The organism is Limnohabitans sp. B9-3, from assembly GCF_002778325.1.
Lineage (GTDB): Bacteria > Pseudomonadota > Gammaproteobacteria > Burkholderiales > Burkholderiaceae_C > Limnohabitans > Limnohabitans kasalickyi.
The window spans coordinates 77,761-100,833 of the sequence record NZ_NESI01000006.1 but is presented as its reverse complement, the minus strand read 5'-3'; the positions used below and the strand labels follow the sequence as shown (position 1 = coordinate 100,833).

At 55.4% G+C, this 23,073-nt stretch carries 18 protein-coding genes; 10 read left to right on the top strand and 8 right to left on the bottom strand.

Annotated features, from left to right (window positions below):
- Window positions 1-18 precede the first annotated feature (18 nt).
- Window positions 19-1,935: a magnesium chelatase subunit D gene (locus B9Z42_RS10685; RefSeq protein WP_100133375.1), complete on the bottom strand. Its 1,917-nt coding sequence runs from the start codon at window positions 1,933-1,935 to the stop codon at window positions 19-21.
- Between the two features lie 9 nt (window positions 1,936-1,944).
- Window positions 1,945-2,985 carry a magnesium chelatase ATPase subunit I gene (bchI, locus tag B9Z42_RS10680; protein WP_100133374.1) on the bottom strand — a complete coding sequence of 347 codons (1,041 nt, stop codon included), beginning with the start codon at window positions 2,983-2,985 and terminating at the stop codon, window positions 1,945-1,947.
- A 249-nt stretch (window positions 2,986-3,234) separates the two neighbouring features.
- Between bchI and dxs the strand changes: the two genes are divergently transcribed.
- The 7 genes from dxs (at window position 3,235) to B9Z42_RS10645 (ending at window position 12,770) form a co-directional block, all read left to right on the top strand.
- Window positions 3,235-5,115: a 1-deoxy-D-xylulose-5-phosphate synthase gene (gene dxs, locus B9Z42_RS10675; protein ID WP_100133373.1), complete on the top strand. Its 1,881-nt coding sequence runs from the start codon at window positions 3,235-3,237 to the stop codon at window positions 5,113-5,115.
- A complete protein-coding gene (gene hemA, locus B9Z42_RS10670; RefSeq protein WP_100133372.1) occupies window positions 5,116-6,369 on the top strand; it encodes a glutamyl-tRNA reductase in 1,254 nt (417 codons plus the stop codon).
- Between the two features lie 61 nt (window positions 6,370-6,430).
- Complete coding sequence (chlG, locus tag B9Z42_RS10665; protein ID WP_100133371.1) at window positions 6,431-7,318, top strand: chlorophyll synthase ChlG; 888 nt, start codon at window positions 6,431-6,433, stop codon at window positions 7,316-7,318.
- Window positions 7,315-8,676 (top strand): BCD family MFS transporter, encoded by a 1,362-nt coding sequence (locus B9Z42_RS10660; RefSeq protein ID WP_100133370.1) that lies wholly within the window; start codon window positions 7,315-7,317, stop codon window positions 8,674-8,676. Before chlG ends, B9Z42_RS10660 begins: the two co-directional genes overlap by 4 nt.
- 3 nt (window positions 8,677-8,679) lie before the next feature.
- Entirely contained in the window at window positions 8,680-9,891 is a 1,212-nt protein-coding gene (locus B9Z42_RS10655) for a geranylgeranyl diphosphate reductase (protein ID WP_100133369.1), read from the top strand.
- A 67-nt stretch (window positions 9,892-9,958) separates the two neighbouring features.
- Window positions 9,959-11,707 (top strand): ABC transporter transmembrane domain-containing protein, encoded by a 1,749-nt coding sequence (locus B9Z42_RS10650; protein WP_100133368.1) that lies wholly within the window; start codon window positions 9,959-9,961, stop codon window positions 11,705-11,707.
- Window positions 11,708-11,741: 34 nt separating this feature from the next.
- Window positions 11,742-12,770, top strand: a complete 1,029-nt coding sequence (locus tag B9Z42_RS10645) for an NAD(P)H-binding protein (RefSeq protein ID WP_100133367.1) — start codon at window positions 11,742-11,744, stop codon at window positions 12,768-12,770.
- Between the two features lie 59 nt (window positions 12,771-12,829).
- Here B9Z42_RS10645 and B9Z42_RS10640 read toward each other — a convergent pair whose 3' ends face one another.
- Complete coding sequence (locus B9Z42_RS10640) at window positions 12,830-13,417, bottom strand: restriction endonuclease (RefSeq protein WP_100133366.1); 588 nt, start codon at window positions 13,415-13,417, stop codon at window positions 12,830-12,832.
- A gap of 150 nt (window positions 13,418-13,567) precedes the next feature.
- On the opposite strand from B9Z42_RS10640, the gene B9Z42_RS10635 reads away from it, so the two are divergent.
- The 3 genes from B9Z42_RS10635 to B9Z42_RS10625 are packed head-to-tail and all read left to right on the top strand — an operon-like array spanning window position 13,568 to window position 18,275.
- Window positions 13,568-14,638 (top strand): two-component system response regulator, encoded by a 1,071-nt coding sequence (locus B9Z42_RS10635; RefSeq protein WP_100133365.1) that lies wholly within the window; start codon window positions 13,568-13,570, stop codon window positions 14,636-14,638.
- A 36-nt stretch (window positions 14,639-14,674) separates the two neighbouring features.
- Complete coding sequence (locus B9Z42_RS10630) at window positions 14,675-17,875, top strand: response regulator (protein ID WP_100133364.1); 3,201 nt, start codon at window positions 14,675-14,677, stop codon at window positions 17,873-17,875.
- 1 nt (window position 17,876) lies between these two features.
- A complete protein-coding gene (locus B9Z42_RS10625; RefSeq protein ID WP_100133363.1) occupies window positions 17,877-18,275 on the top strand; it encodes a response regulator in 399 nt (132 codons plus the stop codon).
- Window positions 18,276-18,280: 5 nt separating this feature from the next.
- Here the strand turns inward: B9Z42_RS10625 and B9Z42_RS10620 are convergent, their stop codons facing one another.
- The 5 genes from B9Z42_RS10620 to B9Z42_RS10600 form a co-directional block, all read right to left on the bottom strand.
- Window positions 18,281-18,871, bottom strand: a complete 591-nt coding sequence (locus tag B9Z42_RS10620; RefSeq protein WP_100133362.1) for a DedA family protein — start codon at window positions 18,869-18,871, stop codon at window positions 18,281-18,283.
- A 185-nt stretch (window positions 18,872-19,056) separates the two neighbouring features.
- Window positions 19,057-19,497, bottom strand: coding sequence for a surface-adhesin E family protein (locus tag B9Z42_RS10615; RefSeq protein WP_143474078.1), 441 nt, complete (start codon window positions 19,495-19,497; stop codon window positions 19,057-19,059).
- A 75-nt stretch (window positions 19,498-19,572) separates the two neighbouring features.
- On the bottom strand, window positions 19,573-21,216 hold the full coding sequence (locus B9Z42_RS10610) for an amidohydrolase (RefSeq protein WP_100133360.1): 1,644 nt from the start codon (window positions 21,214-21,216) through the stop codon (window positions 19,573-19,575).
- A 155-nt stretch (window positions 21,217-21,371) separates the two neighbouring features.
- Window positions 21,372-22,673, bottom strand: coding sequence for a type II toxin-antitoxin system HipA family toxin (locus tag B9Z42_RS10605; protein WP_100133359.1), 1,302 nt, complete (start codon window positions 22,671-22,673; stop codon window positions 21,372-21,374).
- Window positions 22,670-22,978 (bottom strand): helix-turn-helix transcriptional regulator, encoded by a 309-nt coding sequence (locus B9Z42_RS10600; RefSeq protein WP_100133358.1) that lies wholly within the window; start codon window positions 22,976-22,978, stop codon window positions 22,670-22,672. Before B9Z42_RS10600 ends, B9Z42_RS10605 begins: the two co-directional genes overlap by 4 nt.
- Window positions 22,979-23,073 lie beyond the last annotated feature (95 nt).

The following is a 23,073-nucleotide window of genomic DNA, read 5'->3' as shown; positions in this document are numbered from 1 at the left end:
TTCGTGCTTTTGCGCCGCTCACGCCGGTTGTCGACGCAAATTGTCCATGGCTGTGGCCATGCGCTGTGCCTGAACTTGGGGCATCGGCATATAACTTCCCCCCATGATCTGCGCCATGTTTTGCACTTGTGCATCGGGTTGAAGTGAGGTGTCGATCCACAGGGAGCGATGGCCTGTCTGTCGCCACTGCGCCGCCCATTGCTGGGCATCTGCTTGCGCTTGTGCGCGCCCCCCAACACCTTGCAGGTTCACGTTGGCGCGGCCATCACTGAGTACCACCAAGATGGGGGTCACCCCTTGTCGTTGCAGTTGCTTGCCTTGTTCGCATGCCATTTTCAAGGCCAGCGCCAAGGGCGTTCCGCCACCGCCGGGCAGGCCCGTCATGGCACGCTTGGCACGCACCAATGACCGCGTCATGGGCAGCAGCAATTGTGCTTGTGCGCCCTTGAACGCCACAATGCACACGCTGTCTCTTCGGGCGTAAGACTGTTGCAACAAAAGCTCCACGGCCCCCTTGGCTTCGGCCAGTCTTTGTAGCGCGGCCGAGCCTGAGGCGTCGAGCGCCAAGATCAGGCAGCTTGCATTTTGTTGTTGGTAGCGATGAACATGAAAGTCCTCGCTTCGAATGGCCACGCGGCCTTGTTGATGGCCATCCCTCAAGCGTTGTTTAGGTGCTGCAGCGCGCAAGGTGGCCAAGACATGCAAGCGCGCATGTCCGCCCGGCCGACCAGGGCGGGCGGGCAAAGGCCTTCCGCGTTGCATGCCCGAGCGAAATTGGCCACTTCTTCCCGACGTGTTGCCTGAGTTGCGACCAGGTTTTGTCAGCAAGCCGTCCAACACGTCGGGTGGCAGGCTGGCCAAGGCCGCAGCAACCATCATCTCTTGTAGATTCTCAGGGGAGGGTGTGCTTGGGGGCGCCTCATCTTGTGTGTCCGCGTTTTCTTGGGAGTCATCTGTCGGCGGAGTGTCTACTGCCTCCTTGGGCGGCTCTGGCGTATCCGGGGGCTCGGTCGGATTCGGGTTGTTTGCTTCCTCTGGGGTTTGATCAGGCTCTGAGTCGGGCGCTGTGCTGTTCTGAGGTTCCGTCTCTGAAGCGCTTGGGGCAGGTAACTGGGTAGCGCGTGGCGCCAAGACGCGGCGGGCCGCAAAAGCTAAATCTTCGTCCGTCACGTCGTTGCGCAAATGCAAAGCCGCATGACAACTCGCCACGCGCAGTGCCAAGGTGGGGATGCGCAAGGAGTCAATGCCCAATCCTTGCGCCGTGCTGCAAACGGCCAGCGCTTGTTCATCGGTCCATTGAATGTGAGGCCATAAAAGCTGCATACGGGCCAAGTCAGCCGGTTCGATTCTGATACTGACTGCGTCTTGTCCGTTGTGCAGATCCAACGCCTCAAGTGAGACGCCTGTGATGTCTGACGGCGACAGCTCTTGCAGATCAAACCACAAGCCCAGCCGCTCTTGAAGTGCTGGACTCATCGGGGCGTCGTCATACATGGACTCGTCCAATGCGACCACGCCAAACTGAGTGCGAATTGGACCGCCTGTTTGTGTGTCGTTTTTCAACGGCGGTAATGACTGCTTGTCCATGGCTTGTGTCATGGGTGCAATCAGGGCTGGGGCAAAACGTTCTGCCATGCTGATCAGCACAATACCTTGGTCAGCTTGCTGCAGCAAACCCGATTGCATGTGCAAACGGCCTGATTGGAGCGTGAGCGACAAATCAATACCGCCTAACAAGCGCTCCACATCGATGTTGCCCGGTAACTTGACGGTGTTCAAACCTGCTTGCGACAGATGCCGCAACCACTGCTCGCGCACGGGACCAAAGGGCGCACGCAACCAAATGCCACCAAAGCCATGGGGATCAATTTGCAGCAGTTGCAACGATGTCATGGCATCGTTCCAGGTCTCCAGTCCTTTCAGGTCATCGGCCATTCAAACGCCTCAAGCAGCCAAAATATCTTGAAGGCATCTGTTGACGCGCTCTCCTGAGTCGGTGTCGTCTAGCGGGTTGCGACGCATGCGGTGGCGCAAAGCCAAGGGCGCGATGGTTTTGAGGTGCTCGGGTTTGACCTTTTTACTGCCTTGCATGGCTGCCAGTGCGCGGGTGGCGCGCAACAGGGTCAGCTCTGCACGCAAGCCATCTGTGCCAAGCTGCTGACACAGTCTGGCGCACAGGGTCAGCATGTCATCGTCAACCGTCACCGATGCCAGCAATTTGCGTGCTTTGACAATGCGTTTTTGGAGTTTGTCGCTTTCTTCTTGCCATTGGGCTTTGTAGGCAACGGGGTCTTTGTCAAAGGCGTCGCGGCGCTTGATGACCTCCACCCGCAGCGCAATCTCTTGGGGCGTTTTGACTTGGACGGATAAGCCAAATCGGTCCAGCAGTTGGGGACGGAGCTCACCCTCCTCTGGGTTACCACTTCCCACCAGGACAAAACGGGCAGGGTGACGAATGCTCAAACCTTCGCGCTCTACCAAGTTTTCACCAGAAGCAGCGACGTCAATCAAGAGGTCGACCAAATGGTCATCCAGCAAATTCACTTCGTCGATGTACAAAAAGCCACGGTTGGCCTGGGCGAGCAGGCCCGGTGAAAATTCTTTGATGCCTTGCGAGAGGGCTTTTTCTAAATCGAGCGCACCAACAATGCGGTCTTCTGTGGCGCCCAACGGCAAGTCCACCACAGCCACAGGCCTACTTTCTGTGACCAATTTGCCGGATGCTGGCGCGTTCAAGGGTTTTTCAGGCTGACACACGGGGCAGGCTTGAGCAGGTTTTGTGGGGTCACACTTGTAGGGGCAACCCTTGACCACTTGAATCGGCGGTAACAAATCAGCCAAAGCTCTAACGGCGGTTGATTTGCCCGTGCCCCTGTCGCCTAAGACCAGCACACCTCCTACGGAGGGGTCAATGGCCACCACTTGAATGGCCAGTGTCATTTCGTCCTGTCCGACGATCGCTGCAAAGGGAAACGTAATTGCCATAACTGATTTCTTTTCATCCACGAAGTTCTCTAAAGCACATCATCCAAAGACGCTCTTTAACTGTCAAGCTAAATTTACACTCCGTGTCTTTATGGTCGTGGTTCTCGGCTAATTTTCATTTAAAAACTAGGGAAAACGCTAATTTTTCCAGAATGTCAACTTAAAAATTATAAAAAGTGTCAATTTAACTTGACGTTTTTTGTAATCCCGTTAAATTAAGGCATCGTCAACCCTCGCACCAAGTTAATCATGGACGCATTACTGGAACGGATTCAATCGCCTTCGCACCTGAGGCAGCATTCACGTGAGAGTTTGCCTGGACTCGCTGCTGAGTTGCGTGAACGTTTGATCGAGACTGTGTCGCAAACAGGTGGCCACTTCAGCTCCAACTTGGGGACCATTGAATTAACCATCGCGCTCCACTATGTGTTCAACACGCCTGAAGATCGACTCATTTGGGATGTCGGTCATCAAACATACGCGCACAAAATCTTGACCGGTCGTAATGCGCAGATGGGCAGCATCCGACAACAAGGCGGCTTGAGCGGCTTTCCACGTCGTGAGGAGAGTATCTACGACGCATTTGGTACGGCACATTCATCAACCAGTATTTCTGCGGCTTTGGGCATGGCCGTCGCCGCACAACTCACAGGCAGTCAGCGCAAGGCCGTCGCCATCATTGGTGATGGGGCGCTCACTGCGGGCATGGCCTACGAGGCCTTGAACAACGCTGGCGCCAGCAACACCGATGTGTTGGTGATTTTGAATGACAACGACATGTCGATCAGCCCACCCGTCGGTGCTTTGAACCAATATTTGGCTGAATTGATGTCGGGTCGTTTCTATGCTGAGGCGAAAAAATTAGGTGGGCAGATGTTGCGCAATGCACCGCCACCCCTGTTTGCTTTGGCCAGACACATTGAGCAACAAACACAGACGCTGGTGCATTCGAACACCATTTTTGAAAAGCTCGGCTTTACCTACGTGGGACCCATCGATGGCCATGACGTGAATGGGTTGGTGGATGCGCTGGAGAAAATTTCCAAAGCCAAAGGACCACAGTTTTTACATGTGGTCACGCGCAAGGGTAAGGGGTATGCAAAGGCCGAAATGGATCCGGTCACGTACCACGGCCCCGGAAAATTCAATCCCTCCGTCGGGGTGGTGGGTGCGGTCAATTCAAAAACCACATTCACCCAGGTCTTCGGCCAATGGCTGTGTGACATGGCGGCCAAAGACCCGCGATTGGTGGCCATCACGCCCGCCATGCGAGAGGGTTCTGGCATGGTGGCGTTCAGCCAACGGTTTCCCCATCGTTACCACGATGTCGGCATCGCTGAGCAACATGCCGTGACCTTTGCAGCCGGTCTGGCATGCGAGGGGATGAAGCCCGTGGTGGCCATCTACTCCACATTTTTACAACGCGCCTATGACCAACTGATTCACGATGTGGCCTTGCAAAACTTACCCGTTGTTTTTGCATTGGACCGGGCTGGGTTGGTGGGCGCCGATGGGCCCACGCATGCAGGGATGTTTGACATTGCGTTTGTCCGTTGTATTCCCAACATGAGCGTGGCTTGTCCAGCGGACGAAAACGAGTGCCGCCAGCTTCTCAGCACGGCTTATGCGCAAGACCATTCGGTCACCGTTCGCTATCCTCGCGGCGCAGGTGTGGGAACGCCTGTCCAAGAGGACTTATCGCCGCTGCCTTTCGGGCAAGCGGAGGTCGTGCGAGAGGGGGAGGGTCTTGCCATTCTGTGCTTTGGTCCTCTGCTCTATGAGGGTCTCAAAGTGGCGCAAGCGTTGAATGCCACCGTGGTCAACATGCGCTGGGCAAAGCCCCTTGATTTACAAATGCTGCGCAAAATAGCCTTGACGCATGAGCGGCTGGTCACGCTGGAGGACGGCACGCGCATGGGTGGCGCGGGTTCAGCGGTGATCGAGGCTTTGCAAGACATGGAAATTTCTCGCCAAGTGCTGGTCATGGGGTTTGAAGATGTGTTCACTGAGCATGGCGACCCTGGTGTGCTGATGCAGCAATACGGGCTCACTGCAAGCGGGATACAACAGCGCATCGAGGCGCGTTGGCCTGCGGCCGAGGCATCCCCCATCCTAAGAAGGGTCGTTTGAATGGCTGTCTGGACCTTGGGCCTGAACCATCGCACTGCCCCCATTGATTTGCGTGAGCGCTTTGCTTTTGCCTCAGAAAAGTTAGAACAATCGTTGCAGGGTTTGCGTCAAAAATTTGAGACGCACAAAGAGGTCACGATTCTGTCGACCTGTAACAGGACCGAAATTTACTGCGCGGGCGATGAAACGCACTTGCCTCAAACGCTGGCTTGGCTCGCAGAGGCAGGAAAAACACAAATCGATGTGCTGGCCTCTCACACCTATCGACTCGAAGGCGATGCGTCTGCGCGCCATGCCTTTCGGGTGGCCAGCGGACTGGACTCGATGGTGCTGGGCGAGTCTCAAATTCTGGGACAACTCAAAGATGCGGTGAAGTTGGCCACAGACACTGGGTCGATGGGCACCACGCTGAACCAACTCTTTCAACGCTCTTTTGCGGTCGCCAAAGAAGTGCGGACCAGCACTGAAATTGGTGCCCATTCCATCAGCATGGCGGCTGCGTGTGTGCGTTTGGCCAGTGGTATTTTTGAGAACATCAAAGACACCAATATTTTGTTTGTCGGTGCGGGGGAAATGATTGAACTGTGCGTGGCCCATTTCGCGTCCAAGTCCCCACGTTCTATCACCATTGCCAACCGGTCGGCGCAACGTGCAGAGGCTTTGGCATCGCTGCATGGCGGACGATGCATTGCATTGGCAGACCTGCCTAAAAAGCTGCACGAATTCGATGTGGTCATCAGCTGTACAGCCAGCACCTTGCCCTTGATTGGTTTGGGGGCTGTTCAAAGCGCACTTCGTGCCAGGAAAAATCGGCCTATTTTTATGGTCGACCTTGCGGTGCCTCGCGACATTGAGCCAGAAGTAAAAAAGTTGAACGATGTTTATTTGTACACCGTGGATGACCTCAAAGACATCATTCACAGTGGTCAGTCTCATCGCCAAGCTGCCGTCTTGGATGCAGAAGTCATCATTGACGAAGGGGTTCAAAAATTCATGACTTGGCTTGAACACCGACGGCATGTGCCTTTGATTCGTGAATTGAATTTACAAGCCGATGCTTGGAGGCAGACGGAATTGGGTAAAGCGCGAAAACAAATTGAGAGAGGTGACGACTTGCAAGCCGTGCTGGAGTCGCTCTCCTTGGGGTTGATGAAAAAAATGTTGAATGGACCTTTGCGAGAACTTCACAACGCTGAAAGTGCGCACATCGACACAACGCGCCATGCGATCCAGCAAATGTTTTTGAAGGTTTAATATGACATTCAAAGGTGTAAACCCTAGTTGACACTTTTGGTGGTCCTGACAAAATTAGCACATGGACCGCCCTCAACTTTCGACTGTCGCAGAGCTTCTCAAGCCCATCACCTGGTTTCCACCGATGTGGGCATTTGCGTGTGGTGTGGTGTCCTCAGGTAAGCCGCTTGCAGACAACTGGTTTTTGATCATTTGGGGAATTTTGTTAGCCGGTCCCTGGGTCTGTGCCAGCAGTCAAGCCGTGAACGATTGGTTTGACCGGCATGTCGATGCCATCAATGAGCCCAACCGACCCATACCGTCGGGACGCATGCCAGGCCGTTGGGGGTTTTATATCGCTGTGTTGTGGACCCTGTTGTCCTTGCTTTGGGCTTGGCCGCTCGGGACCTGGGGTTTTGCGGCGACCTGTTTGGGTTTGTTGTTGTCATGGGCTTACAGCATGCCGCCGATCCGCTTGAAAAACAATGGCTGGTGGGGCAATGCGGCTTGTGGGTTGAGTTATGAAGGCTTGGCCTGGGTCACTGGAGCGGCCGTGATGTTGGGGGGTGAGATGCCCGCTGAAAAGACGATCGTGTTCGCCTTGCTTTACAGCTTGGGAGCCCACGGCATCATGACTTTGAACGACTTCAAAGCCGTGGAGGGTGATGCGCAGATGGGTGTGCGCTCATTGCCCGTTCAATTGGGCGTGACCCATGCAGCGTGCAGTGCATGTACCTTCATGTTGGTGGCGCAGTGGGCTGTGGCCATCTTGTTGTGGGTGTGGGGTTCACCCCTGTCTGCTTTGGCTGTGCTGGTGTTGAGTCTTTGCCAACTGCCATTGATGATCCGCTTTGTGCGAAGTCCCGTTGAAAAGGCGCTGAGTGTCAGTGCTTTTGGCGTGCCCTTGTTTGTCAGCGGCATGATGGTGAGTGCTTGGGCCTTGAGGGCGCTTGAGGAGGCAGCTTTATGAACGCGTTACCTTTTTTCGGTTGGTTGCACATCGCACGCTTAGGTCTGATTCAGGCTTGTATGGGCGCGGTGGTGGTGGTGACCACATCAACGCTCAACCGCATCATGGTGGTGGAGTTGGCGCTTCCTGCTTTGCTGCCAGGCTTTTTGGTCGGCTTTCATTACCTGGTGCAAATGGTGCGCCCCCGCATGGGTTTTGGCGCAGATCAAGGCAGGCGCTGTACTCCTTGGATGTTAGGCGGCATCTCTGTTCTGGCGCTCGGTGGCTTCTTGGCAAGCCTTGCCACGGTTTGGATGGCTCAGGAACTGAGCCAAGGCATTGCCTTGGCGGTTTTTGCATTCATGTTGATTGGGTTCGGGGTCAGTGCATGCGGCACTTCGCTGTTGGTGTTGATGTCTAAGCGTGTCGCCGACACGCGTCGCGCACCCGCGGCGACTGCCGTGTGGATGATGATGATTGTTGGATTTGCCGTCACCGCGATCACGGTGGGTAAGTTGCTCGATCCCTACACACCGCAGCGTTTGCTGGAGATCAGTGGCGGCCTCAGCGTGTTGGTGGTGTTCATCTCCTTCGTTTGCCTTTGGAATTTAGAAGGGCGGGTGACGGTGGCGGAGGCGTCAAGCGCCCAGTCGTTCAATGAGGTGCAGCCTGCGCAGAAACTCGATTTCAAGAAAACGTTACAGACGGTTTGGTCAGAACCACAGGCCAAGGCCTTCACCGTATTTGTTTTCCTCTCCATGCTGGCCTACAGCTCGCAGGACTTGATCTTGGAGCCTTTTGCTGGCGCTTTGTTTGGACTCACGCCGGGTGAGACCACCCAGTTGTCGGGCTTGCACCACTCCGCGGTTTTATGCGGCATGTTAGCTGTCGCCTTGGCTGGAAGTGGACGAGTGGCGGGACGCCTAGGGTCTATTCAAAGTTGGATGGTGGGCGGTTGCTTGGTCTCGGGCCTGGGGATGTTGGGCTTGTGCTTGGCGGCTGCCTATGGTCCGCCCTGGCCACTGAAAGCCAATGTATTTTTACTTGGCGTTGCCAATGGCAGTTTTTCCATTGCGGCCATTGCCACCATGATGCGCCTCGCTACCCAGGGTGGCGAGCAGCATGCAGGAACGCGCATGGGCTTGTGGGGAGCCTCTCAAGCCATTGCCTTTGGTCTGGGCGGCTTGCTTGGCACAGCCGCCAGTGACTTGGCGCACTATGTTTTGGGCGAGCAAGGCACTGCCTATGCCTGTGTGTTTGGTTTTGAAACAGTCATGTTTGTCATGGCTGCAGCGTGCGCCGTTTGGGTGGGTCGGTATGACCTTAAAACTGTCGAGCAACGGCACACCAATTTGGTGTTGGCCACAGAAAGGACTTGAGCCATGAGTACTGAAACATTTGATGTTGTCGTGATCGGTGGCGGGCCTTCTGGCGCCACTGCGGCCGATGATCTCGCAAGCCGCGGTTGGCATGTGTTGTTGTTAGACCGCCAAGGTCGCACCAAACCATGTGGCGGTGCGATTCCGCCACGATTGATCAAAGACTTTGAAATTCCGGACCATTTGTTGGTGGCCAAAGCCCGATGCGCTCGCATGATTTCACCCGGAGATAACAAAGTCGACATCCCGATTGAGAACGGTTTTGTGGGCATGGTCAACCGCAATGAGTTTGATGAATGGTTGCGTGAACGCGCTCGCTCGCATGGCGCCGAACGGTTGAGAGGCTCATTCGAAAAACTCACCCGTGATGACGATGGCATTGCACGCATTCACATTTCTTTGCAATCGCCGTCTTTGTCTGCAGCTTATTCATTCACCCCTGAAACCAAGAGTATTCGGGCGCGATTCGTCATTGGTGCAGACGGCGCCAAGTCCGAGGTGGCGCGCCAAACTGTCAAAGGCGCTGAGCGTACCAAGTACGTGTTCGCGTATCACGAAATTGTGCGCGCCCCGACCCAGCAAGCGGGTTACGACGCGGACCGATGTGATGTGTATTACCGCGGTGCCTTGTCGCCAGATTTTTATGGATGGGTATTTCCACACGGCGACACCATGAGCATTGGCACGGGTAGTGCTGACAAAGGTTTTTCCTTGCGAGGGGCTGTGGCAAGACTGCGAGAAACTGCAGGCTTGCACAACGCCGAAACGCTTCGTCGCGAAGGTGCCCCCATTCCGATGAAGCCCCTGCCTCATTGGGACAACGGCAAAGATGTGGTCTTGGCTGGGGATGCCGCAGGCGTCGTGGCTCCAGCTTCTGGCGAAGGCATTTACTACGCCATGGCATGCGGTCGAATGGCTGCGGAGGCGGTCGAAGAGGCCTTGAAGACTGGCAATGTGTCTTGTCTTAAAAAAGCACGCAAAACATTCATGAAACAGCATGGCACGGTGTTTTGGGTGCTGGGCATCATGCAATATTTCTGGTACCAAAACGACAAGCGCCGAGAAAAATTTGTCACCATTTGCGAAGACAAAGACGTGCAGCAACTCACGTTTGAGTCTTACATGAACAAAGTGTTGGTGAGGAAAAAACCCATGGCGCACGTGCGTATCTTTTTCAAAGATTTGGCACACCTTTTTGGCATGGCCAAAACCTGATTACGTCCCATTGGTTGTTTCAATCCGTCGCCAGTTTTCTCAGGTCATGCAGAGATAAACTGGACCTATGACATCCTCTCCCAAATCTTTATCAGGTTTACGCCCTTTCATTCGTCCTTACCGCACGCAGGTCGTGTTGGCGGGTTTGTTTTTATTGCTCGCTGCGGGAACCACATTGGCCTTTCCATTGGCCCTGAAACTCTTGATTGACCAAGGCTTGGTGGCCGGGTCAAGTTCCGATGCCTTGGCCGAAAAGTTTTTTGAATTGTTTTTGGTGGCTGCGGCATTGGCTTTGTTTTCGGCGGGTCGTTTTTACACGGTCAGTTGGCTGGGTGAAAAAATCACGGCAGACGTTAAAAACAAGGTCTATGCCCATGTGCTCGAACAAAGCCCCACATTTTTCGAAACCACGCAATCCGGTGAGGTGCTGTCGCGGCTGACCAGCGACACCACGTTGGTTCAAACCGTGGTGGGATCTTCTTTGTCCATGGGCCTTCGTAATTTGGTGATGGGCTTGGGCGCTATTGGCATGTTGGTGTGGAGCAATCCGATGCTGATGTTGCAAGTGATCGGCGTTTTGGTGGTGGTCGTCTTTCCGAGTGTGTATTTGGGGCGTCGGGTTCGTCGCTTGTCGCGGGCCAGCCAAGACCGGGTAGCCGACTCCAGCGCAATCGCGTCTGAGGTGCTCAACGCCATTTCGGTGGTGCAAAGCTACACCGCAGAAAAACGAGAAGCCGACCGCTTCACGGCCTCCACGGGGCAAGCGTTGGGCACTGCGTTGCGCCGCACGCGTGCGCGCTCTCTGCTCGTGGGCTTCATCATCATGGCCTCGAGTGCTGCGCTTTTATGGGGCTTGTATTTGGGCACGTTGTCGGTGCGTGCCGGCAACACCACCGCGGGTGAGTTGGGTCAAACCATCGTGTATGTCATTTTGTTAGCCAGTGCTTTTGCTGTTTTGGGTGAGGTGTATGGCGATGTGCTGCGTGCCGCTGGCGCCACCGAGCGTTTGATGGAGTTGCTGCACACCCGCTCAGATGTGAGCTCGCCTCAGCACCCCCAACAAGCGCCGTGGCCTGCGAATGGCTCGAGCTTGGTGTTGCGTGGTGTTGATTTCAATTATCCCTCCCGGCCCACCCAGCAGGCCTTGAATGGACTGACTGGCGAAGTTCGTGCGGGCCAAACGGTGGCGATTGTGGGTCCAAGTGGTGCGGGTAAGACGACTTTGTTTTCTTTGCTGATGCGTTTTTACGCGCCCCAGCAAGGCGACGTCTTGTTAGACGGTGTACCGATTGAAAAAATGGATTTGCATGCCTTGCGTCAGCGCATTGGCGTGGTGCCGCAAGAGGCCGTGGTGTTTTCGGGCACCGTGTTGGAGAACATCCGATATGGCAAGCCCGATGCAACGCTGGCCGAGGTCATGGCCGCAGCCAACGCTGCATTTGCGCAAGAATTCATTGCCGACTTACCACAGGGCTACGACACCTATTTAGGGGACCGTGGTGTGCGTTTGTCAGGCGGGCAGCGCCAACGCATTGCCATTGCTAGGGCCATCTTGAAAAACCCTCCACTCCTGTTGCTTGACGAGGCCACCAGCGCCTTAGATGCCAACAGCGAACGCATGGTGCAAGCGGCGCTTGAAACCGCCATGCTGGGACGAACCACGCTGGTGATCGCGCACCGCTTGGCCACGGTACAACGTGCAGATTGCATTTGGGTACTGGACAAAGGGCGCATGGTGGAGCAGGGCACGCATGCCGAGCTCATTGCACGCGGTGGTTTGTATGCCAGTTTGGCCGCCCTACAGTTTGCTGGATAAGGTTTTTTGACTGAACGATGAAAGAGCCAAGGCCATGACCGCGACAGAGTTGCCTTCTCAGTGGACAGTTGCCCCATCCCAGCGAGTTCTCTTACTAGGTGCCACGGGCACCATCGGAATGGCAACGGCGCGAGCCCTTGTGCGACTAGGGCATGACGTGGTGTGTTTGGTTCGTCCTCGCCCAGGTGCAAAGGCAGAGCTTTCAAAAAACCTCAAGTTATCTGGTTTAGAGGGCGTCACGATCCGTCACGGTGACCCCACCGATGCAACCTCTCTTGCGCGAGATGGTTTTGCCAACGATCGTTTTGATGCGGTCATTTCATGCATGGCTTCAAGAACGGGTACCCCACGAGATGCTTGGCGCGTGGATCACCAAGCGCATGTTTTCGCACTCGAAGCGGCGCAAGCTGCTGGGGTTAAGCACTTTGTGTTGCTTTCGGCGATCTGTGTTCAAAAACCGTTGTTGGCATTTCAGCATGCCAAACTTGCTTTTGAAAAAGCATTGATCGACTCAGGATTGACCTACACCATCGTGCGACCGACCGCCTTTTTCAAGTCTTTGTCGGGGCAACTGGAAAGAGTCAAAAAAGGCAAACCCTTTTTGATTTTTGGTGACGGCCAGCTCACAGCCTGCAAGCCGATCAGTGACGATGATCTGGGTGATTTCATCGCGCGCTGCATCTCTGAGCCGAGCCGCCATAACCAAATCTTGCCCATTGGCGGTCCTGGTCCTGCCATCACCCCGCGCCAGCAAGGTGAGTACCTGTTTCAGCTGCTGGGCAAGGCACCACGTTTCAAAAGCGTGCCCGTCGGTTTCATGGACCTCATCATCGGGACGCTGAGTTGGGTTGGCAAACTCATTCCTGCCGCAGCGGATAAGGCAGAGTTCGCTCGAATCGGTCGTTATTACGCGACAGAGTCCATGCTGGTGTGGAATCCTTCGACGCATCGTTATGACGCCGATCTCACCCCTTCACACGGTACGCACACTTTATTTGAGGCGTATGAGAAGTGGGTCAGTGGCCAAGCCGCGCCAGACAGGGGCGAGCATGCTGTTTTTTGATGCAAGCGAATGGGTCGATTTCTTTGCTTAGAAACCGAGGCTGATGAGTAAACGGAGCCCTAATTTTTTTGAGGGCTCAATCCATCGTGCACGAGCTGGGCAATAGGTTTGGGACCCATTAAATCTACATGGTTTTGGCTCGCCAAGGTGATGGCAGCCTGGCTGAGTTGACCCAGGCTGAGGAGTGTGCACGACCCGGCTTCATGCTGTTCGAGCGTCTGAAGTAAATCTCGCACATGCTCTGCGCCGACAGTGGCTGCTTTCCAGCGTTTGGCGCTGACCCAGGTGATACGCCCATTTTTTTCTAGCCGGAAATCTGCAGCACTGTTTTGAAGACGTTGCACTACAAACCCTTGCCGGCTGAAACCTTTTTCAATCAAGCTGGAAAAGTCCGTCCATCCCAAGTTGCGCGCTTGCTCAGTCAAAGCTTGGAGGCGTTCAGGGGACAACGCGTTGCGTTGTTGCCATGCCGCAATCACGCCAATCACCAAAAACGGGAATCCACTCACCATGCCCACTACTTTGTAGGGATCGGGCAATAAGGCGCCAGCGACCAAGGCGACGGCCAGCATCACTAAAAAACTGACCCACCACGGAGAACGCAACAAGGCGGCAAAGAGCGACTTTTCAGCCATTTTGAATTTCATAGGCAATCTTGAATTGATGAGCGCCCAAGTCTAAGTGAAACGTGATTCAAGTGAGTGCGCAAGCGCACAGATGGCAAATGGATTTTCAAATAGTCTCGGATCCCAGCCATCCCATGCAGACACGATCCATCCACAAAGAACTTCCATGACATGAATACCAGCCATCTGCCCCATTCGGCGCTCGTGTTGGTCGTTGATGACGAAGTACGTAACGTCAAACTACTCGAGACGCTGCTGCATGCCGACGGGCACGCCACGATTTCCGCGAGCAACGGCAAGGAAGCTTTGGTGTCTGCGGTCGCGAACAAACCGGATCTGATTCTGCTCGACATCATGATGCCGGACATGGATGGGTTTGAGACGGTGGCGCGCCTCAAAGCCGACCCGCGTACACAGCCCGTGCCTGTGATCATGGTCACCGCCCTGGATGACCGCGAATCCAAACTGCGGGCCTTGCAAGCGGGCGCGGAAGAGTTTTTGTCCAAGCCGGTGCAAAGCTCTGAACTCCGCGTGCGGGTACGTAACCTGCTGCGGCTCAAGGAATACAGCGACTTCCTCACCGATCACAACCAGATTTTGGAAGAGCAGGTTTCAGAGCGAACAGCGCAACTCAAAGAAGCCTACCGCGACACCATGTTCACCCTTGTGCGAGCCGCCGAACGCAAAGATGCGGAGTCCGGCCAACATGTGCGGCGCATCAGCCACTACTGCAGGGCATTGACTGCCGCCATGCACGTACCGATTGAGTTGCAAGACACCATCTGCGATGCCAGCCCCATGCACGACATTGGCAAGATCGGCATCCCTGACCATGTGTTGCTCAAGCCCGGCAGCCTCACACCCGAGGAGTGGGCCATCATGAAAACCCACTGCGCGCTGGGTGCCAGCATTCTCTCCAGCGGCACGTCTCCTTACACCCGCATGGGCGCTGAGATTGCGCTCAACCACCATGAGCGCTGGGACGGCAGCGGCTATCCATCGGGTCGCAAAGGCGAGGACATTCCTTGGGCTGCACGCGTCATGCAAATCTGCGATGTCTATGACGCGTTGCGCAGCAGGCGGCCTTACAAGCCGCCCTTGGACCATGCGCGAGCGGTGGCCATCATTCAGCAGGGAGACGGGCGCACCCATCCTGGTCATTTTGACCCGAAGGTGTTGGCTTGTTTCTCCACGCAGGCCGAGCGCTTTGCCGAAATTTACGAAAGCCATGCCAATGTCTAATCCAATCCAATCCGATGCGCTGGAGGGCGGCACGGCATGAAAAAGCTCAGCATTGGCTACCGGGTGGCGGGTGGCTTTGCCATCGCCTTGCTGCTGTTGCTGCTGTCTGGCGCGCAGATGTTCCGCAGTCTGCAAGGTTACGACGAGACCGCACGCTGGGTTACGCAATCGTACAAAGTGCTGGACGCGCTGCACCGCACCATGCTGGAACTCTACGACTTGGAGAGCCGCCAACGCGCCTACATCATCACAGGTGAAACGGTCTATCTGGCGGACAACCAACAAGCTTTGGAAAGCATCCGTGCGACCTTGAGCGACATCGTGGCGCTGACGGATGACAGTGCTGACCAACAATCGCGCATCAAAACGCTGACCCAATTGGTCGAAGATCGCCTGTTGATCCTGGACAAAAATGTCGCCATCTACCGCAGCGAGGGTTTTGTCGCAGCGCGCGAGCGCTTAAAGACCGCTGTTCCACTGCTCAGCAGGGAGGCCTTGCAGAAGCAGTCGACCCTGTTTGAGCAAGAGGAGCGCGCCCTCTTGTTGCAACGCATCGCCCAGGCCCAAAGCAATGCTCGTCAAGCGCAGGCTGTAGGGGCTTTGGTGGTCGTGCTGGCCCTCATCGGCTTGGCCGTGTTGTGGTGGCGTATCCGGCGTGAGATGCAAACACGCCAAGAGGCGGACGCGCTGATGCACGAAAGCGACTTGCTCAAGCAAATCATCAATCTTCTGCCAGTGGGTGTCTTTGTGACCGATGCTGTGGGCGAAGTCACGCAGATCAACGCCGCCGCCCGCGCCCTGTGGGGTGGCGTGCAACGCGGGGAGGGGGTGCTGTATGGCGATTACGTCGCGTACTGGCCGGAGACCGGTCAACGACTGGCGCCTGAAGAATGGGCCTTACATCGCGCCATCAAGACGGGTGAAACTGTGCGCGACGAGTTGATGGACATCCGCTGCTTTGACGGCACACGCAAGACCATTGCCAGCCACGCCATGCCCATTCGCGACTTGGCAGGTCACACCGTCAGTGCGCTGGCCGTCCAAGTGGACGTGACAGCGTTCAAGCGCAGCGAACAACACATGCTGGCCACGGCGCGCTTTGACGAGACCCATGCACGGGCCTTGGCTTTGTTTGCGTCCGGCTTTGACCGCAGCAAAATTTTGGATGGTTTGCTGAAGCTGCTGGCCAGCCAGCACGCGTTACCTGTGTCGGCCATTTATGGCTTTGACGAATGGAGTGGTCGCTATCAGTGCGAGGCATCACACGGGCTTTCAGGCGCGGCTACGCGCGCGTTCGCCCTGGGCGAGGGCATGCTCGGCCAAGCGGCCAGCGACGATCAATCAACGCTTTTGGACTGCGCCGATCTGTCGCTGCAAACCGGTTTGGGTGACTTCGCCCCGGCTCAAGTTTTGATGGTGCCGGTCGGCTACCAAGAGCGGCGTCTTGCGGTGTTGGTGGTGGCGGCCAGTCATGTGTTGGTCGAGGGCGATCGGGTGTTTTTGGAGCGACTGGCTGTGACCTTGGGTGTCGCCTTGGACAACTTGCGCCAGTACAACGACCTCAAGCTGTTGGCGCAACGGCTGCGTGCCAGCAGCGAAGAGATCGTGATCAAGAACCGCCAACTCGAAGAAACCAGCAGCATGAAGTCGGAGTTTTTGGCGAACATGTCGCACGAGTTACGCACACCGCTGAACGCCATCATCGGATTTTCCGAGGTGATGCGCGACGGCCTGTTGGGTGAACTGGCACCCCAGCAAAAAGAATTCGTCACCGACATCTTCACCAGCGGCACCCATCTGTTGTCGCTGATCAACGACATCCTTGACCTCTCCAAAGTCGAGGCCGGCAAGATGACCCTCGAACTTGAGCCCCTTCAGTTGGATGCGCTCATGCAGTCCAGTCTGCAGGTGGTGCGAGAAAAGGCGATTGCCCACCGCATTCGCCTGCTGACCGAGCTCAGCGAGATCACCAACCCACTGGCGTCGGGTTTGGACGGGCCGGGCGACATCTGGCTGGACGAGCGCAAGGCCAAGCAAATCCTTTACAACCTCTTGTCGAATGCTGTGAAGTTCACGCCAGATGGTGGAGAAGTGCATATCAAGGCGCGACAGGTTGGGGGCGAAGCCGTCCCCAACGCACGCTTTGAACATTACCTCGAATTGAGCGTGCGCGATACCGGCATCGGCATTGCGGTGGCCGACCAAGCGCGCTTGTTCCAGCCCTTTATCCAAATAGACAGCACCCTGGCGCGCCGATACGCAGGCACAGGCTTGGGCCTGGTGATGGTCAAGCGCTTGGCAGAGTTGCATGGCGGCGCCGTCGGTCTGCACAGCGAATTGGGCAAAGGCTCGACCTTCACGGTTTGGTTGCCTTGGCGTAAGCAAGCAGACGCGCCGATCGCTGTGGAGAATCCCGTGGCGTTGCCAACGCCTGCTGCTGTGACCGGCACAGACGCAACCGTCCGTTCGGCGGGCAGTGAGCAACCTCTTGCACTGGTGGTGGAGGACGATGACAGCGCTGCTGCGCTGCTGCGCCTTCAACTCGAAGGCACCGGCTTTCGCGTCGTGCGCACGGCCGCTGCCGAAGCCGCACTGGAGCTGGCAGCGCTGGAGATTCCTGATCTGCTCACGTTGGACATTCACTTGCCTGGCATGGATGGCTGGGAGTTTTTAGAACGCTTCAAGAGCCAAGAGCGCTTTGCCGGCGTGCCGGTGGTCATCGTCTCTATCGTGGCCGACAAAGGCCGAGGTCTGTCTTTGGGCGCGAGCCAAGTGCTGCAAAAGCCAGTCAGTCGCGAAGAATTTTCCCGGGCGCTTGCCGCCATTGGCTTTCCTGTGGAGCCCGACACCGAAAAGCACCAGCGTACCGTGCTGGTGGTGGACGACGACCCCAAGGCGGTGCAGTTGATTGGCGCCTACCTCACCCCAGCCGGCTACCGGGTGCTGTCAGCTTTTGGCGGACAAGAAGGCATTGATGTGGCCCGTCAGCAGCGCCCGAATTTGATTGTGTTGGACTTGATGATGCCGGAGGTCAGTGGTTTCGAGGTCGTTGAGGCTTTGAAGGGCGATGTGAGCACGGCCAGCATTCCTATCGTGATCGTCACAGCCAAGCAAATTACCGCCGAAGACCGCGCCATCCTCAAGGGCGCCGTGCTCAAGGTGATCCAAAAATCGGAGTTCAAGCACGGCCTATTCATCGATGAGGTCAAGCGGGCGATGCGGGGCAAAGGCGGCTGATATGGGGTCCATTTTGGTCATTGAGGACAACCCTTCGAACATGAAGCTTGCAGTGTTCCTGCTCGAAAAAGAAGGCTACGACGTGCTCCAAGCGTCCGACGCCGAGGAAGGTATTCGTATCGCCCGCCAGCGCTTGCCCGCTTTGATCTTGATGGACGTGCAATTGCCGGGAATGGACGGTCTGGCAGCCACGCGCTTACTGAAGGCCGACGCTGCAACACAGCCTATCAAGATCTTGGCGTTGACCGCTTTTGCCATGCGCGGGGACCAAGAAAAAATACGGGCAGCTGGCTGCGACGCCTACATCGCCAAGCCTATTCGCTACGAAGAATTTTTGAAAGTGGTGGCGGATTTGTTGGTAGAACAACCTGGTGCTGTTAGAGCGCAGAGCCCTCAGTGATTAGCCTAACTTTGCTCGGCAACGCGTTCTAGTTTTTTGCTCAGAACCCACGACAGCACGAGGAAAACAAGCAGCATGACCATGCCAAGGCCCGAGAAAGCATCGCTCATCAGCTTTTCCGAAACTTGGCCAAACGCATGACCAGCCGAAATGATGGCACCTGACCAAAGTCCAGCAGCGACGAAATTGAACGCCATGAAGGTCGGCCAAGATAGCTGAGACATGCCGTAGGCAAAACCTGCGACGCCGCGAATGCCGTGCGGATAGCGATGAAACAGAATCAGCCAAACGTAGTAGCGATCGACCAACCGCACCACGATCTCGCTGGTGCGGTGAAGCCGTGGAAAGGGTGACAGCCATTGGTTGCCGAAACGACGTCCGATCCAAAACCGGAACGCATCCCCCAGAAAACTGCCTGCCCAGACGACGCCAATGAGGGTGCCAAGATCCAGCGCGCCTGAACTGGAGGCATAGCCAGCAAAAAGCGTCAGCAGCAAGCTGTGCGAAGAAGCGAACGCAAAAATCAGTCCGTAGGCCTCATCACCGTGCAGTCGCAACAACTCAAGGAACGAGGCAAGATCGGTTGGGAAGATCAATGAATAGTCTCACATTTGATGAATTTGGCCATATCTTAGCGAGTGAGGACACCCTCCAAGCCCGCGCGCCTTGGGACGCAACTGTCATTGAGTATTTGTAAGTAATGACCTGACCCTACATGACCCAAATACTGCGTTTCCAAAGCACTGTAAGCAGCAGGATTTTGATTGGATGAGCAGTAGGCTTAAGTCAAACTGTTTGACGATTCGCTGCGCGAACGGCACAGGTAATTCACCCGTACTTCACCAGATGAACCGGGTCGGACAGGAATAAATTTCAGCTCACTCAGTGGTAGTTCGACTTCCCGGTGAACTGGCTCACTTGTTGATGCCACATCTTGGAAATAGGTGTTGCCTGTAAACGCAATGGTGCGATGCTTGCAATCCACATAATTCAGGTAAGTGGTGGACTGATAACCAATGCGGTCGGGCCCGAACTGCATGGTGGACCAAACGGTACGAAGCCGAGCTTGCACGACATTCGATTGAATGGCGATGCTAGCTGGGTCAACATACCAATAGGTTTTCTTTTCCAAATCCGAACTGGTGGAGATGAGTTGCCATTCAACGGCTTGTGCCGAAGCAGTAACAAACGCCAAGACCGAAACAAAGGTTTTGACTTGCACAGCTTCTTCCTCTCTCAATTATTTTTCAGCGTGAAAGTAGGGCGCGCAAAAAATTCAACTCGGTAAATTTGAGTGTTATTTGCCGACTTCTTGGTGAACAATTTTTCCACCCACCATGGTGAGTGTTGAATGAATATTGGCCATTTTCTCAATCGGTACGGTGAGGTAGTCCTCGCTCAACACCGCCAAATCGGCCAGCTTGCCTACCTCCAGCGTGCCGCGCTTGGCTTCATCATGTGCCAACCAAGCACTTCCTGATGTGTACATTTTCAAAGCTTGCATGCGGGTCGGAATTTCTTCATTGCCCCTGAGCTTTCGGCCAGATGCCGATTTCCCATCTAGCATCCACCGCAGTGCAATGAAAGGGTTGTAGTCGGCAACGCGATGCGCATCCGTGCCAGCACCAACTTGGATGCCCACTTTGAGTGCCGTGTTGATGGGCGGCATGCGCTCGAGGTTCTTTTCGCCATGGCGATGGAGTGCTTTGTCACCATCTAAATACATGGCGTCTTGCATGGCCCAGCCAATACCCAAGGCCTTCATGCGGTTGAAGGTGGCCTCGGTCCCGTTGTTTAAATGAGCAATAGACCAGCGAAGTTTTGCAATGGGGAATTCTTGATTCACCTTTTCAAATACGTCTAACAAGGACGCTACTGAAGCATTTTCATGCCAATGCTGGGTGATCGTGTAGCCATTTTGAGCGGCCCACCGTGCCACTTCGTATAACTTGGCTTGGTCTGCGGGTGTGGCTTTGTCGTTGTTGTACATACTGAAAGTCACGCGTTCGCCAATGCCGTTGAAGCGCAACATGTCATCGCCAAATTTCATGGGCAAAAGTTGTGTCAACTCCTTGAACTCATCAAATTCTTTGTTCGGCTTTTGTGCAAAGTAGCTGTAATTCACCCGGACAGTTAGCTTGTTATTGCGCCACACATTGAAGAGTGGGGCATATTCGGATGGCGCCATGTTGAAACCGCCCGGATCGATCACACCCGTGACGCCCACGCGGTTGAGTTCGCCAAAGAATTTTTGTGTGCCCGTGACTTTGTCATCAAAAGTGGGCTTTGGCAATTTGTCAAACAAGGGCACGATGCCGCCCACAATTGCTCCCGTGGGTTTGCCATTTGCATCAAGTTGAAACTTGCCGCCACCAGGTAAATCAGATTCTGATTGGATGTTCAAAACTTTGTAGGCAGCAGGCGTCAGCATGACCCATTCATACATCCATTGCACATAAACCGGATTGTTGGGTGCCGCTTGAATCAGTTCTTCCTGCGTGGGGCGGCGTCCCTCTTTGAATTGCTCTTCGGTCCAACCTCCTGCCACGACAAGCCATTCGCCCGGTTTAGCTAGCGCTGCAGCTTGTTTGAGCTTGCCCAGCGCCGCATCGATAGAAGTGAGGCCAAACCAATGCACCTCTGTGCTGTAACTGAGGGCTGCACGAATGGCATGCATGTGAGAGTCAATCAGCCCTGGAATGACAGTCTTACCTTTCAAATCGATGACTTGCGTGTTCGGGCCTTGCCAAGATTTCATCTCAGTGGACTTGCCTAGGGCCACAATCTTTCCATCTCGAATGGCCAAGGCCTGAAAAATAGTCTCTTTTTCGTTGGCGCTGATGATCTTGCCCTGTGTCAGGATGGTTTCTGCGGGTTGCGCCAAAGCTGTTGTGGCGCCAATGACACCAAGAGCCAGAAGGCTGATGGAATTGAGTTTCATGAGGGTACTTTTGAGTCAAGAACCGACTGACTATCGCTGTTTGGAACTCGACGCTCTATAGGAATAACCCCAGTTTTTGTCGTGCCTAATTGAAGCCATTGACAGGTGCTTGGCCTCCTGATTGCCAGGGTTTGTGCCTCTCCAACTGATCTTCTTTAACCACACACCACCACCTTCCCGCCCAAACGCGCCACCACTTCTGCCGCCATAGCGGGTGGTGCATCTTTGAGTATGGCGGGCCAGTCGGCCTTGGCTTGCGCAACCAAAGCCTTGCATTGCCGTAGCAAATTGCTGGTTCGCCGCAAACCACCTACTTTCATGAGTCCTTCAACATCCGCCCAAGACAGGCCACTCAGCTTGGCGTCAATCGCCCGGTTGAGCGCATAGTCCTGCGGTGAGGCGCCCGCAAAAAAGCTCGACACGCTGACCGGGTCGTAGACCGGTGCAAGCCGAGGCGTTGTGCCGTCCGGATAAATGAGCGCCCAGTTCTTCAGGTGCGCATCCGTGTTGCCCATCAAGATGTAAGCCACAAAGCGCAGCAAAAACTCCTTTGTGTCGGGAGCCGGGTGGCTGGAAAACTGGTCCAACACGCGCAACATCTGGCCGTAGTCTCGCAACATGTCGGTGCCGTATTTTTGCTTGGGTGTGTAGCCGAGCACCTGTGCAAACTCTTCCATGTGCACGCGCCGGCCATCATCGGTGCGGTCAAAACGTTTGACCGCCAGCAAGTGCTCAAACTGGATGTGCTCTGGCAATTGAACCTGCTCTCGCGAGATGAGTTGGGCGTGTGCGCAATCGAGGCCCAAGCTGTTACACAGCGCAAAACCCATGGCTTCAATCTCAGCCAAGTCAGGGTGGCGAGTGCTGGGCAACTTCAGGATGTAGCTGCCTGCACGACCATGCCGCTTGACGACATAGCGCCGCCCCTCCTGGATGGCCGAGAACTTGGTCACTACACCCGGCAGGGCAGCCGCGTCTTCCACCGGAAACTCAACAAAGCCAGGCTCCAAAACATCCAAACCCATGGCAACGTGCCAATGGTGAACGCTCTGGGGAATGCTCTCGTCGCGAGGTACAGGCTCAACTTCAATCGCCCCCATCAGGTCATGGCCTGCTGCCGCCAACAATTCGAACTCATCGTCTTTGTCGCACCCGCGCTCTTTGGCCAAGCGGTCGCGGTTGTGGCCTTCGGGCAACAAGTTTTGAAAGTAAGCGGGCCAGCGTCCGTCGTTGCTGGTCAAGCGTCGGTCGCGTGGCGCGCTCAAGATTGCTCGGGTGTCTGGCTCTGTGGCGCCTCGGTAGTTGAGCGACAAGGCGGGGCGCTGTGCGTCTTGGATGTAGTCGTCATCAAAAGACACCCGCAAGATGTCTCCGTACGCAGACAGATACCCGATGGCCCTTTTGGCACCATCCGGCTTGTGGAGGTAAAGCCTCAGGTATTTGATTTGGGTGCTCATTTGCGCAAAGGCTCAGCCAACAATTCCACGACAGATTTGGGCGCGTCAATCCCAGGCGCTTGACCAATGACACGTCCGCCTGATTGGATGAAGCCTTTGACTTCTTGTTTGAGTTCCTTGGGGACCAACAAGACATCCATGCCCAAAGCTCTGATGAGCTCATTCAACGTGGACAAGCGCGGGTCGTAACCCGCCTCGATTCGGGATACCGTCATTCGGTTCACGCCGGCCGCGTGGGCTAAGTCCGCTTGAGTCATGCCCAACTGCGTGCGAACGCCTTGCAACTCGTCAATTAGGCTAGTCATATTAGGCTTTTCATCATTAATGCTAATGAAGTTTAGCATTCAACGTCAGGACGCGCAAGCTGCACGATGACCAGGAAAGTATTTAGAAAACTTGA